Genomic DNA, 12523 nt, shown 5'->3' with positions numbered 1-12523 from the left:
AGCGCTCGCGCGCGCAGCCGGTACAGCGGCAGGACCGCCAGGAAGAGCAGCCCGTAGAAGCTGAGGATCACGTCCACGTCGGTGTTCAGAGCGGTCAGGGCGTAGCCGAGCGCCGCCAGGACGACGGCCCGGATCACGATCCTCGCCATGGCCTGACGGCCGGAGCGCCCGGTCCGCGGCTGCTCGCGACCGGTGATGATCACGAGCGAGAAGCCTGCGAGCAGCGCGAAGAGCGCGGAGGAGCGCCCCCGAGCCGTCTCCAGGAGAAACCCCACCGGGCCACCGACCGTGGCAGCGTCCGGGCCGACGTGCACGGAGTACATGCCGAAGACGGCGAGGCCGCGGGCGAGGTCGATCCCGACGAGCCGCGCGGTCGATGACGACGACGTACGGGACGTACGGGACGTACCGCCTGACGCGGGCGCATCAGGGGAAGTAGGGGCGTGCACGGTCTCGTGCGCGCCGGACACAGGCGCCGGTACGGCCGGCGGCGGCGCGTTCACTGTCGTGCTCGGAGACTTCGGCGACTGCACATCCCGGTCACCGACGGATTTCCGACGGCTCCCCGGCACCCGGCCGGAGCCGTCCCGGCCAACCGGCCGGGTCCACCCCGCCCACCGGTGGGAATCCCGGTCGGCCCACCGAGTGGCCGGCGCCAGGGGTGGTACGGATGCACCAGCGAACATGAAACGAGCGGAGCGCACGTGATCCGGGTCCTTGTGGTCGACGACGAAGCCCTGGTCCGCATGGGCTTCTCACACATCCTCAACGCGGCGGACGACATCGAGGTTGTGGGTGCGGTCCAGGGCGGCGAGGCCGTGCCGACGGTGCGGGAGCTACGGCCCGACGTCGTGCTGCTGGACATCCGGATGCCGGATGTGGACGGACTCACCGTCCTGGCGGACCTCCGTGGTCTGCAGGACCCTCCGGTGGTGGCCGTGCTCACCACGTTCGACACGGACGAGTACGTGGCGACCGCCCTGCGCTCGGGCGCCGCCGGATTCCTGCTCAAGGACACCGACCCGGAGCAGTTGCCCGCTCTCGTACGGGCCCTGACCGACGGCGGTCCCGTGCTGTCGTCCAAGGTCACCCGCACCGTGGTGAACGGCTACCTCGACGCCGACACACGCGAGCCGTCCGCCGTCCGCCTCGCCGCCCGGCTGACCGAGCGCGAGCGCACCGTACTCGTCCTCATGGCCGAGGGCCTGGCCAACAACGACATCGGCGACCGGCTGCACCTGAGCACCGGAACCGTCAAAGGCCACGTCAGCGCCGTGTTCGGCAAACTGCAGGTCAGCAGTCGCGTGCAGGCGGCGCTGATCGCCGAGCGGGCGGGCCTGCTGGCCCCGGCCGAGGACGAGGAGGCCGGATGAAGCCCCGTTGGCCGCCGGCGTTCCTCATGGACGTCGCGCTCGTCGGGGTCGCGGTGTCGGACGCGCTGGTCCACATCGAGTTCTGGGACCAGCCGGCCATGACCTTGGCACTGTTCGCCGCCGCCGCCCTCCTGCTGCGACGCCGACTGCCGCTGACGACCTTCGCGCTGACGCTCCCCGCCGCCATGATCACCGACGCGGTGATCGCCACCACGGCCGCCCTGTACACACTCGCCTCGCTCAGCCGCCACCGCGTACTGCTGGCAGGCTGCGCGCTGCTCTTCGCCGCGAGCGACTTCCTTCCCTGGCCATGGTCCTCGGTGCGGGCCACCGTCGTCACGGGGACCGCCAGCCTCTTCCATCTCAGCTACACGGTGGCGACCGCCGCCGCCCCCGTCTTCCTGGGCCAGCTCGTACAGGCCCGGCGTGACCTGTCCCTGCGCCTCGCCGAGATCTCCGAGGCCCGCGAGCACGAGAGGCTGCTGACCGCCCAGAGCGTGCTCGCCCGGGAGCGCGCACAGCTTGCCCGGGAGATGCACGACGTGGTCTCCCACCAGGTCAGCCTCATCGCCGTACAGGCCGGAGCCCTCCAGGTGGGCAGCCCGGACGCCGAAGCCAGACAGGCCGCGGCCACGATCCGCCGGCTCAGCGTGCAGACCCTCGACGAACTACGGCACATGGTCAACGTGCTGCGCGCCTCCGGCAGTCGCCCCACCGAACTGACCCCCCAGCCCTCCCTCGCCGACCTCCGGCAACTGGTCGAGAACAGCGGCATCGAAGCGAAGCTGGAGATCGCCCTGCCGGACGAAGTCCCGCCCACCATCCAGCGCGCCGTCTACCGCACGGTCCAGGAAGCCCTGACCAACGTCCGCAAACACGCCCCCGGCGCCACGGCCACCATCCGCATCCACCTCCGGGACGGCGCCGTCCACACCTCCGTCACCAACACCGTCCCCACCCGCGTCGCCCTCAGCCTCCCCAGCTCCCACCACGGCCTGGCCGGCCTACGCCAACGAGCCGAACTCCTCGGTGGCGCGGTCACCTCCGGGCCCACGCCGGAGGGCGGTTACGAGCTGCATCTGACATTGCCGTACGACCATCGGTGAGAGCGCGGCCGTGTCCTGCGGGTCAGTCGGCCCCTCCGACGGTCCCGGTGGTCGGAGCCGTCACGGGCAATGCCCGGCCGCCCGTCTGTGCCGACCGCGTCGCGGCCTCCGCCACCGCGACCGCGGCCAGACCTGCGCGGGCATCGGCGACGGGAGCGGTGCCGTGCACCGCGCAGTGCAGCAGGTCGGTCATCGCCGCCCGCACGCTCTCGGCGTAGACGTACGGCTTGCGTGGCTCGCCGCCCAGGTCGATCACGCAGTCGACCCGATGCGGGACGGTGCGCGTGACCCCGCGGCCGGAGGCGGGGCGGTCCGAGCCGGCGCCGCGGGTCACCGCCACCGTGATCCGCTCGTGCCCGTGCGGGCGCAGACCGGGGACCGTAAGGAGGTCGGCCGCCCGATCGGGCAGCCGTTCCCAGCGAGCGGCTCCCGCGTCGTCGGTCCAGGCGGTGATCGTCGCGAAGGTGGGGATCCAGCCCGTGACCCGGGCTTCGGCGAAGCCGTAGTCAAGGCGCATCAACTGTCGCTCGGCCCGGTGGGCGTGAGTGAAGGAATGGGTGTGGGTCGCCACGCCGCCCCCAGGGTGGGTGGCGGTGGCGACCACGATGTCGACCGGACCACCGTCCCGCCGTACCGCGGTCCCCTGGACCTCGACCGGCACACTTCCCATCAGTGCGCTCGCCGCGTCGAAGAAGTGCACGCCGTGCTCGATATGGATGCCGCCGCTGCGCGCCGGATCCCAGAACCAGTGGTCCGGACCGAGGTCCTCGTCGGAGGCGTCGTTCTCGAAGGAGAACCGCCGCAGCGCATCCAACAGCCCTTCCCCGCCCAGGCGTTGGAGCAGACGCAGGATCGGGTTGTAGCGCAGCACATGGTCGACGACGAACACGCCGGGCGCGCGGTCCGCCTCCGCCGCCACGTGTGCCGCGCCTTCGAGGGTGAGGGCGATCGGCTTCTCGCAGAAGACGTGCTTGCCCGCGCGCAGCGCGGTCACGGCCGCGTCCGCGTGCGCGACCGGCGGGGTGGCCAGGACCACCACGTCCACCCCCGGCACCGACACCGCCTCCCCAACGGTCTTACGGACCACGACCGTTGGGCCACATCGTGCGGCGAGTGCCGCGGCACGGTCACGCTCGGCATCGGCGCATACGACGACCCGCAGCCCGGGGATGTCACGCACCGCGTCCAGCACGTACGAGCCGAAGCCGCCGCAGCCGATCAGCGCCAGCCCGAAGTCCGTGTCCGGTGGCGCGGCTGGTGCGGCGGGTGCGGCGGTCATTCGGCCGTCCGGTCCAGGCGGGCCACGCCGATGTGCGCGTCGGCCATGCCGTAGAAGACGTACCTCGCGTCGTCGATCTCCTCGATGGCGGTCGGGAAGACCACGTTCGGCACCGTGCCGGAGCGCTCCTCGTCGGTCTCCGGAGTCATCAGCGGCTCGGCGGTGCGGGCGAGAACCCGGGCCGGGTCGGCGGGGTCGAGGATCATCGCCCCCGCCGCGTAGTGGACCGTCTGCACCTGGGCGAACGGGTCCTCGATGCTCCCGGAGACACCGTGGTGGATGAGCAGCCAGCCCTCGTCGACGCGGATCGGGGCCGGACCAGCACCGATCTTGAGCTCCTCCCAGGGGTGTTCGGACAGGGCGACCAGGCGGTGGTCGCGCGGCCGGGTCAGCGCGCGGATGTCCTGCTTCACCTCGTCGACGGGGACGTAGGAGATCCAGATGCCGGGGCGCTCGTCGGTCACACCGGCGGGCAGGTGCACGCCCTCGCCGGGGCGGAACCAGCCCAGATCCCACATCGGGCGGTGCAGCAGAGCGAAGTACATCGCGCCGTCCGGGCCCGGCACGGGCTCGGGGAAGTGCACGACGTCCTTGTTGGGAAAGAGGTTGAGGTCCGTGTCCAGGTCGGGCTGGTACGCGAACTGGATCGGACCGAGCCGCTCCCAGTGCACCAGGTCCTCGGAGACGGCGAGGGCCGGCTTGGGGCCGAGCGGGCCGTACGCCACGTAGGACATCACGTACCGGCCGAGCTCCTCGATCCAGGTCGTACGAGGGTCCTCCACACCGGCGTTGTTCTTCCCGCGCTCCCAGCCCGCGTCCGGGGCCAGGACCACACCGCGGCGCTCGACGCCGACGGGCACACCGTCCTCGACCCTCACCTCGGCGAGGCCGACCCGGGAGACGTTGCCCTCCGCGACCAACCGCGGGAGGAGGTGGAGCCTGCCGTCGGGGGTGCGGCCGGAGGCGGGATTGAGGACGCCCTCCGCCTCGTGGGGCTCGCCGGGGAGGGGCGACATCACGACGCCGATCCGCGTGAGGCGGTAGGGGACGGGAGTGGGCGTGGGGGTGGTGGTGCGGTGGGTCACGGGGGTTCAGCCCTTCGTTGCCGAGTCGAGGTCGGTGGAGGTGAAGTGGCGTTGGAACAGGATGTAAAGGGCCACCGCCGGCGCTGCCAGCACGCAGGCGCCGGCGAGTATCGCGCCGAACGGATTGGCGGCTGCCGCGGCGACGGTGCTGATGTAGTTGGCCAGGGAGACGGCCAGCGGCTGCATGTCCTGCCGCTTGGTGACGAGGAAAGGCCACAGGAACTCGTTCCAGGGTCCGGTGAAGCTGAGCAGCACCACCGAGAGCAGGGCCGGTCTGCACAGCGGCAGCGCGATGCGGAACAGGATGTGCAGTTCGCCGGCCCCGTCCATGCGGGCCGCCTCGAACATGGCGGGCGGCAACTGCAGGAAGAACTGCCGGAAGATGAAGACGGCCCCCGTGTTGATCGCGAACGGCAGGATCATGCCCAGATAGCTGTCGGCCAGCCCGTAGTCACGGACGATCAGCACATACAGCGGGATCATCAGCAGTTGGAACGGGACGACCTGGATCAGCAGCACGAGGGCGAAGGTGGTACCCCGGCCCCGGAAGTGCAGGCGCGCCAGCGCGTATCCGGCGAGGAGCCCGAAGACGGTGGTGCAGATGATGACACCGCCGGTGAAGATGCCGGAGTTCACCAGCGAACGCCCCAGCGAGATGGCCGAGTTGATCGCGGCGTAGTTGTGCAGGCTGAGGTTTCCCGGGTGCGGAAACGCGCCGGCCGGGCTGGAGTCCGGCTCCTTCTGCAAGGAGCCGATGACCATGTAGTAGAAGGGGAAGAGGAAGGCGAACGCCCCGACGAGCAGCGCGCCCTTCGCCCCCAGCGACCGAGAGGCAGAGCCCCTTGCGTCCGTCCTGCGCCGGCGCTTTCCGGCGGAGGAGGAGGCCGTGGCGGTGGCGGTCATCTCAGTCCCTCTCCATGAAGCGGCGGTAGACGAGTGAAACGGCGGTGATCAGCACGACGAGGATCACGCCGATCGCGGCGGCCTCGTCGGGATGCCCCTGCTGGAGACCTCGCTGGTACATCAGCAGCACGGGCGAGGTCGTCGCGCCGTCGGGTCCGCCACCGCTGGTGAGCAGGTAGGGCTCGGTGAACAGGTTGGCTCCCGTGATCGTGGCCAGGACCAGGACCAGCAGGGTGGCGGGACGTACCGCGGGGACCGTGATCGACCAGAAGGTGCGCAGCCGGCCGGCGCCGTCGAGCGACGCCGATTCGTACAGCTCGCCCGGCACGTTCTGCAGGGCCGACAGATACAGCACCACGAAGAAGCCCAGCTGCTTCCAGGCGACGAAGACCGCGACGACCGGCATCGCCAGATGGGAGTTCACCAGCCAGGAGGGGTCCGGAGCCAGGGGCCCCAGTGCCCGGTTCACCAGGCCGCCGCTGTTGAACAGGAACATCCACACACCCACGACCGCGACGCTGGCCGTGATGTACGGGATGTAGTACGCCGTCCGGAAGAAGGAGCGCAGCCGCAGCTTCTGGTTCAGCGCGCCGGCCAGGACCAGCGAGGCCACCACCGTCAGCGGCACGTTGATGACGAGGAAGACGGCGATGTTGAGGAAGGAACGCCAGACGTCGGGGTCGGTGAGCACCGTGGTGTAGTTGGCCAACCCCACGAAGGGCCGGTCGACCACCACACCGGGCGCGGCGAAGAAGTAGTCGTGGAAGGACATCCACACGGCGAAACCGAGCGGATACACGAAGATCGCGGCCAGGTAGAGCAGATACGGCGAGACGAACAGCATCCCGACGGGCTGGTGGCCACCGAGCCGCACCCGCCACGGCTGCCGCCGCCCCGCACCCGTCGTCGTCCCGTCGCTCGTGGGTACGGCGTGTGCCCGGCCTTGAGTGTCGCGGCCGGCATGGGCGTCGCGGCCGCCCTCGGCGTCATGGGTGGTGGAGGACATGGCGGCGGATCACTGGTTCTCCGCCAGCTTGCCGACCTTGTCGGCGGCGCCCTTCAGGGTGGTGTGGAGGTCACCCTTGCCGAAGATGACGGACTTGATGTAGGCGTCGCGGAAGGTCTGCCAGATCTCCACCGAGTTGGGCACGTTCGGCGCCTCGATGGTGTGCTGGGCCTGCTGGGCGAAGTCCGCGTAGTCCTTGTGGGACGCGAAGTACGACGGGTAGGCGGCCGTCAGGTCCTGGCGCATCGGCATCTGGCCGGTCGCGTCCAGGAGTTTGCCGTCCTGCTCCTTGCTGGTGGCGAACTTCATGACATCCCAGGCGGTCGCCCGGTTCTTGCAGGAGGTGTACATGCCGATGGACTTCTCGTCGCTGAAGGTGCCCTTGCCGGGCGTACCGTCGGCGGTCGGCACCGGTACCGCGCCCCACTTGACCTTGTTCCCGTAGACGGAGATCGCCCAGGGCCCGACGATGGCCATCGCGGACTTGCCCTCGGCGAAGGCATCGCCGTTGTAACTCTCCTTCGGGGAGAGGCCCTCGGCGTACATGGTCTTCCACAGTTCGGCGGCCTTCAGACCCTCGGGCGAGTCGAACTGGGCCTTACCGTCCTCGACGAGCTGCTTACCCGTCTGCGCGGCGAACAGCGGGTAGTAGTCGAACCAGGACTGGTAGAACTCCGACGTCGGCGCGGGCCAGATGGCGGCCTTCGCCACTCCACTCTTGACGAGCTTGCGAGAGGTGCTCAGGAAGTCCTGGTAGCCGGCCAACTTGGGGTGGTCCGCGTCCAGTCCGGCCTTCTTGAAGAGCTCCTTGTTGTAGAAGATCATCACCGGGTTGCTCTTCCACGGCATCTGGTAGTGCTTCCCGTCCGGGGAGGCGTACTGCGCCAGCCGGTCGCCGACACGGGACTGCAGATACCGCTTGGCATCGGGGAAGTCGTCCAGCGCGACCAGACCGCCCTGCTTCTGGAAGCCGGGCACGGCCGCCGGAGCAGTGTTGAGGACCAGGCACGGAGTGTTGCCGGCGGTGATCGCCGCGCCGATGACCTCCTCGGAGCTCTTGCCCGCGGGTATCTCCTGTGCGGTCACCTTCTCCTTGGGATGGCCGGCGTTCCAGGCGGCCACCATGCGCTTGCCCCACGCGACTTCCGGCGCGTTGTTGGAGTACCAGACCGTGATCGGGCCGTGAGCCTTGTTCGCGGAGCTGCCGGCGTCCGATCCGGCGCCACCGCCGCACGCGGTCAGCACCAGGGCCGCGGCCGGCAGCATGGCGAGGAATGCCTTCTTCATGGGCGGTTCCGTTTCTCACTGAGCGGATTCAGACGGCGGTACGACGCCGCTGGGCGGTCGGTCGCCTGCCGCCTACCTGGGGAAGTGGGGGGACTGGAGACGAGCTGAGGGGACTGGGGCGACTGGGGTGAATTGGGGAGGGACTGGGGGCGAGCTGAGGGGGACGGAGGTGCCTGGGTGGCGAGAGGCGGTCACTGAGCCGCGCGGACGGGGGCGGGGCCGGTCGAGCCGCGTATCACCAGCGTGGCCGGGTCCAGCTCCACATCGGCGGCGGTACCCTGCTCGACGACCTCCACCAGCGCCTGGGCGGCGGCTCGGCCCCAGGACACCGGATTGGAGCGGCAGGTCGTCAGTGGAGGGCTGGTCCAGGTGGCCAAGGGGACATCGTCGAAACCCACGACCGAGAGATCGCCGGGCAGCCTCAGGCCGGCCTCCTGAGCGACGGCCATACCGGCCGTGGCCGACAGATCGTTGCCGTAGACGATGGCGGTGGGGGAAGCGGTACGGCGGTCCAGCAGCGCCCGGGTCGCCTGCGCCCCACCCGCCGCGGTGAACCCTCCGGTCATCAACGGCCCGCACGGCAGCCCCGCTTCGGCGAGCGCGTCCGCCCACGCCTGGCGGCGCCGCCGTGCGTGCACGAACTGTTCGGGGCCGGCCACGTACGCGATGTCGCGGTGCCCCAGTTCCACCAGGTGCTGTACGGCGCCGCGGACCGCGGGACGGTCGTCCAGGTTCACCGTCGGCAGGTCGGTACCTGCTTCGACCGGGCCCACGGCGACCGCGGGCAGGCCGAGTTCGGTGACGAGGGCCGGGCGTGGGTCGTCCACGCGCAGATCGGTGAGGAAGACGCCGTCGACTCGTCGGTCGGCCGCGAGCCTGCGGTAGGTCTCCACTTCGTCGCCGGGGCGGCTCATCTGCAGCATCAGACCGTCTCCCGTCTCGGAGATCACCGTCTCGATGCCCGCCATGAACCCCGGGAAGAACGGATCGGTGCCGATCAGTTCGGGCTCGCGGGTCAGGACGAGGCCGACCGCACGAGCCCGGCCCGTGGACAGCGCCCGCGCGCTCCGGCTCGGGGTCCACCCCAACTCCTCGGCCGCCGACCGGACGCGCTGCTGAGTCGCCAGGGCCACGCCGGGTCGGTTGTTGAGGACGAAGGAAACCGTCGCGCGGGACACCCCGGCCAACTGCGCCACATCCGCGATCGTGGGACGACGGGGCATACGCGAACTCCCGCTCTGCCGGTTGCCGTTCGGGCCGGCCAAGCCCCTCAGCGCCTCAAGTGGCAGCGCTGGGGTGGGACTTGAACCGGTTTAAATGACGGGTCGAGCTTCAACTCCATCGGTCTTCAAGTCAAGAGGGTGCGCGCGATTGCCGTGGGTGCGGGCAGCGTTGGACTGAGCTCCCTCCGGCGTCGGTCGTGGTGCCACGCAGGCGCCGCGGGTCCGGTGCCGGGCGGCGGTCTTCGCTGGTTCCGTCGTGCGGGAGACCATCCCGTGTATCGGACCGTCGATGGCCGTGCACGTGCGGCCGTGCGACCGCACCGCCGCTACGCCGCCTCCGTCGGCCGCAGCCACCTGTGCACCTGAACACCCCAGACCAGCAGGGCCGCCAGCGCGATCGAGACGACGGCCGTGGACATCCCGACCTGGACGCCGATCCGTACCGTGAGGGTGCTGGCCACCAAAGCCCCGAGCGGAACACCCAGGCCTGAAGAGAGCATCCGGCGCGTGGTGTTCACCCGGCCCTGCAACTCGGACGGTGTCACCTCCTGCGAGTAGGTCATCGTGTTCACCAGGACGACGAGGTAGGCCGACCCCCACACGGCCAGGGCGACCAGCGTGATGCGCCAGTCGGGCGTGAGGACGACCGCCAGACCGAGCAGCGCCCCGATCGGGAGCACCCCCAGCAGAAGAGGGAAGGCCTCGAAGCGGCGCCGCAGCCGGGGCAGCAGGAAGGACCCGCCGATACCTCCCGCACTCCACGCCATGTACAGAAGGCCGATTCGTCCGTCGGAACCGTGGATGCCCAGCACCCGGTCGGCGAAGACGACGAGTTGACCGACGATGGCTCCGCCGGAGAACGACTGCAGGGTGCCGACCACGGTCATGAGGCGCAGCGTCGGGTGGTGGTAGAGGAAACGGAGCCCTTCGCGGATCGACTCCTTGAACCCCGGTCGCTTGGCCGCCGGTGTGGCGGGCCGGGCGGTGGTGTGCGTGACCGCCCTGAGCAGCAGCGCGGAGACGGCGAACGACAGGGCGTCCAGCGCCAGGGTGCCGGCCGGGCGGAACAGCACGATCAGGCCGCCCGCCAAGGCGTTTCCGGCGATGCGTACGACGGTCTGGGCGCCGTACACCGCACTGTTGGCATCGGCGAGCTTGCCCTTGCCGACGAGGGCGGGGACGAAGCCGTACACCCCCGCGTCGAAGAAGAGGCCGAGACTGGACGAGGCGAGGGCCACGAAGAGAACGTGACCACCGGTGAGGATTCCCAAGGCGGAGGCGACCGGGATGGAGGCGACACAGGCCGCGTTGAGCCAGTCGGTGACGATCATCAGGCGGCGCCGGTCCATCAGGTCCGCCACGGTGCCCGCGATCAGTCCGAAGACCACGTACGGCAGGGTCGCGGCGGCTGCCACCAGCGACACCATCAGCGGAGAACGGGTCTCCTGGAAGGCCAGGACGGGCAGGGCCACCGTGGTGACGGCGGAGCCGAGCCCGGAGACGACGCGCGACAGCCAGAACCAGCGGAAGCCGGGGACGCGGGTCAGCGGGGTCGGCGGCACTTCGGACGTTCCGTCGTCGACGTCTTTCTGGGGCAGGGAGGTCATCGTGGTCTGTACGTCCTTTCTGTCTTTGGGTGAGGTGGCGGTGCAGGGAGTTCGGCAAGGGGGCGTGACGTGGAGGGGCGAGGGGTGGCGCGGCGCAGGAGGTCGTATCGAAACGGCGAAAACCCCATCAGCAGGACGCTGATGGGGTGTCACATGCACTGGGATGTCGCCGCGGTGTCGGGCGACGCGTGAAAGCCGGTCTTTCGAACGGAACCGGCTGACTCAACAGCAGCCGTCCATCTTCTGAAAGGGACTGGCTGTGGCCGGGATTCTGAAAACCGTTGGCATCTTAGCAGGCACCGCCGCGAATTGTCTTTCGCAGAGCCTGAGTTGGCATTCGAGGTTACTTTGAGGGCGGCATCGTTTGCAGCAGGGGGCAGGTCGTGTCAGTGCTGCCGTCTAGGGTCACGGCATGACCGACAGAGACGTTGCCCGGTTCGATGCGGCGTGGAATCGCTTCGCGTGCTGGCTGTCCACGCACGTTCCCATTGACCACGCGGCCCTGCGGCCGCCGGCCACCGCCGAGGAGATCGCAGCGCTCGAAGTGCGACTCGGGTTCCCGCTTCACCCGCAGTTGAGGGCACTTCTGGAGCGGCACAACGGCGTCATCGAGCGTCCGGAGCGGCCCGATCGCCATGCGGGGGCCTTCTTGCCGTTGGGACATCGGCTCAACGGCACGGACCGCATCGCTCGTGAGCACAGGTGGTTGGTGGACGAAGGCGCGGCGATCATCGGCGACGGGTGGGGAGAGGACAAGGACGTTCTCTACGGCCATGCCGACCAGTGGGTGCCCTTCGCGCATCCCAATGACGGTGGGATCGTCTTCGTCGACCATCGCCCCTGCCCGACCTACGGACACGTCTACGAGATGGGCATCGGCTCGGGGGACAGTGAGGCCACCAAGTGGGCCTCCAGTCTGGCCGAGTTGTTCGAGGGCTTGGCGGCGAGCCTGGACAACGGCCAGCCGTTCCAAGGCTCTTGGCCCACGCCTTACGCACTTCCCTCAGGACATTTTTGCCTCACCTGGGATGCCCGCACCCCGATGGAAAGCGGCGGCACCCAGGACTGGCCGTCCCAGCGTCAGCTCGACGACTCGTCCCGCGGGCCCAACTCGCCTCTCCGGTCGGCTTCGAGCGACCGGGGAGGGTTGAGTACGGACTAGTGCCGCATCAGGCAACGCACGCCCCGTTGACGAGCCCTGTCCGTTCGAAACTTCGTAGCCACCGATGAGCTTCCCCGTCTGTCTCCGTCTTACCTCGTGAACGCCAAGGAAGCGGAGGCATGGGATGAGCAGGACCACCCGCATCACACAGGTGGCCACGGTCGGGATTCGTGTCACCGACCAGCAGAAGGCAATCGAGTTCTACGTCGGTGAGCTCGGCTTCGAAGTACGCCGGGACGTGCCCTTCGGCGACGGGCGTTGGATCGAGGTGGCACCGCCTGGGGCGACGACGACTGTCGCGCTCGTTCCCGAAGGGGTTGTGAGCTGTTGATGCGTGACGGCACACAAGGGTGTTCTGGTGTGCATGAGCGAGTGCACGGGCCGGGGTGCGCATCCTCGCGCAGTGGGGAACTGAAGTTTGTCTGTCGAATGGGTGACCTTTTCGGGTGGTGGTCGTTGGGTGTGGTGGCGGGTTTCTTCGGGCCGGGAGGG

At 69.5% G+C, this 12523-nt stretch carries 12 protein-coding genes; 4 read left to right on the top strand and 8 right to left on the bottom strand.

The window, feature by feature from the left end; translation table 11 throughout:
• The coding region (locus ABZ910_RS35600) for a heparan-alpha-glucosaminide N-acetyltransferase domain-containing protein (RefSeq protein WP_361373473.1) at nucleotides 1–356 on the bottom strand (356 nt) is incomplete at its 3' end.
• A gap of 348 nt (nucleotides 357–704) precedes the next feature.
• Here ABZ910_RS35600 and ABZ910_RS35595 point away from each other — a divergent pair.
• On the top strand, nucleotides 705–1373 hold the full coding sequence (locus ABZ910_RS35595) for a response regulator transcription factor (protein WP_361373467.1): 669 nt from the start codon (nucleotides 705–707) through the stop codon (nucleotides 1371–1373).
• Nucleotides 1370–2479, top strand: a complete 1110-nt coding sequence (locus ABZ910_RS35590; RefSeq protein ID WP_361373465.1) for a histidine kinase — start codon at nucleotides 1370–1372, stop codon at nucleotides 2477–2479. The genes ABZ910_RS35595 and ABZ910_RS35590 overlap by 4 nt, the downstream gene beginning before the upstream one ends.
• Before the next feature lie 22 nt (nucleotides 2480–2501).
• Here ABZ910_RS35590 and ABZ910_RS35585 read toward each other — a convergent pair whose 3' ends face one another.
• The 7 genes from ABZ910_RS35585 to ABZ910_RS35555 all read right to left on the bottom strand — a co-directional run bounded on the left by ABZ910_RS35585 (nucleotide 2502) and on the right by ABZ910_RS35555 (nucleotide 10869).
• Nucleotides 2502–3758 carry a Gfo/Idh/MocA family oxidoreductase gene (locus ABZ910_RS35585; protein WP_361373463.1) on the bottom strand — a complete coding sequence of 419 codons (1257 nt, stop codon included), beginning with the start codon at nucleotides 3756–3758 and terminating at the stop codon, nucleotides 2502–2504.
• Nucleotides 3755–4774, bottom strand: coding sequence for a glycosidase (locus tag ABZ910_RS35580; protein ID WP_361373471.1), 1020 nt, complete (start codon nucleotides 4772–4774; stop codon nucleotides 3755–3757). The genes ABZ910_RS35585 and ABZ910_RS35580 overlap by 4 nt, the downstream gene beginning before the upstream one ends.
• 75 nt (nucleotides 4775–4849) lie before the next feature.
• Nucleotides 4850–5746 (bottom strand): carbohydrate ABC transporter permease, encoded by an 897-nt coding sequence (locus tag ABZ910_RS35575; protein WP_361373461.1) that lies wholly within the window; start codon nucleotides 5744–5746, stop codon nucleotides 4850–4852.
• 1 nt (nucleotide 5747) lies between these two features.
• A complete protein-coding gene (locus ABZ910_RS35570; RefSeq protein WP_361373469.1) occupies nucleotides 5748–6590 on the bottom strand; it encodes a sugar ABC transporter permease in 843 nt (280 codons plus the stop codon).
• A gap of 171 nt (nucleotides 6591–6761) precedes the next feature.
• Nucleotides 6762–8039 carry an extracellular solute-binding protein gene (locus ABZ910_RS35565; protein ID WP_361373459.1) on the bottom strand — a complete coding sequence of 426 codons (1278 nt, stop codon included), beginning with the start codon at nucleotides 8037–8039 and terminating at the stop codon, nucleotides 6762–6764.
• A gap of 191 nt (nucleotides 8040–8230) precedes the next feature.
• Nucleotides 8231–9262, bottom strand: coding sequence for a LacI family DNA-binding transcriptional regulator (locus ABZ910_RS35560; RefSeq protein ID WP_361373457.1), 1032 nt, complete (start codon nucleotides 9260–9262; stop codon nucleotides 8231–8233).
• A 326-nt stretch (nucleotides 9263–9588) separates the two neighbouring features.
• On the bottom strand, nucleotides 9589–10869 hold the full coding sequence (locus ABZ910_RS35555; RefSeq protein ID WP_361373455.1) for an MFS transporter: 1281 nt from the start codon (nucleotides 10867–10869) through the stop codon (nucleotides 9589–9591).
• A gap of 412 nt (nucleotides 10870–11281) precedes the next feature.
• Here ABZ910_RS35555 and ABZ910_RS35550 point away from each other — a divergent pair, with 412 nt between their 5' ends.
• Both ABZ910_RS35550 and ABZ910_RS35545 read left to right on the top strand, forming a co-directional pair.
• Nucleotides 11282–12031: an SMI1/KNR4 family protein gene (locus tag ABZ910_RS35550; RefSeq protein WP_361373453.1), complete on the top strand. Its 750-nt coding sequence runs from the start codon at nucleotides 11282–11284 to the stop codon at nucleotides 12029–12031.
• A gap of 124 nt (nucleotides 12032–12155) precedes the next feature.
• Nucleotides 12156–12362 (top strand): VOC family protein, encoded by a 207-nt coding sequence (locus ABZ910_RS35545; protein ID WP_361373451.1) that lies wholly within the window; start codon nucleotides 12156–12158, stop codon nucleotides 12360–12362.
• Nucleotides 12363–12523: the final 161 nt, after the last annotated feature.

The sequence above is a fragment of the Streptomyces sp. NPDC046805 genome (genome assembly GCF_040645355.1).
Lineage (GTDB): Bacteria > Actinomycetota > Actinomycetes > Streptomycetales > Streptomycetaceae > Streptomyces.
The sequence above is the reverse complement of the archived record's forward strand: the minus strand, read 5'-3'. Positions and strand labels throughout refer to the sequence as shown.

Coding starts and splice junctions, on each gene's coding strand:
- ABZ910_RS35590 (WP_361373465.1), top strand. CDS start 1,370: ATGAAGCCCCGTTGGCCGCCGGCGTTCCTCATGGACGTCGCGCTCGTC.
- ABZ910_RS35585 (WP_361373463.1), bottom strand. CDS start 3,758: ATGACCGCCGCACCCGCCGCACCAGCCGCGCCACCGGACACGGACTTC.
- ABZ910_RS35580 (WP_361373471.1), bottom strand. CDS start 4,774: ATGTCGCCCCTCCCCGGCGAGCCCCACGAGGCGGAGGGCGTCCTCAAT.
- ABZ910_RS35575 (WP_361373461.1), bottom strand. CDS start 5,746: ATGACCGCCACCGCCACGGCCTCCTCCTCCGCCGGAAAGCGCCGGCGC.
- ABZ910_RS35570 (WP_361373469.1), bottom strand. CDS start 6,590: ATGCTGTTCGTCTCGCCGTATCTGCTCTACCTGGCCGCGATCTTCGTG.
- ABZ910_RS35565 (WP_361373459.1), bottom strand. CDS start 8,039: ATGAAGAAGGCATTCCTCGCCATGCTGCCGGCCGCGGCCCTGGTGCTG.
- ABZ910_RS35560 (WP_361373457.1), bottom strand. CDS start 9,262: ATGCCCCGTCGTCCCACGATCGCGGATGTGGCGCAGTTGGCCGGGGTG.
- ABZ910_RS35555 (WP_361373455.1), bottom strand. CDS start 10,869: ATGACCTCCCTGCCCCAGAAAGACGTCGACGACGGAACGTCCGAAGTG.
- ABZ910_RS35550 (WP_361373453.1), top strand. CDS start 11,282: ATGACCGACAGAGACGTTGCCCGGTTCGATGCGGCGTGGAATCGCTTC.
- ABZ910_RS35545 (WP_361373451.1), top strand. CDS start 12,156: ATGAGCAGGACCACCCGCATCACACAGGTGGCCACGGTCGGGATTCGT.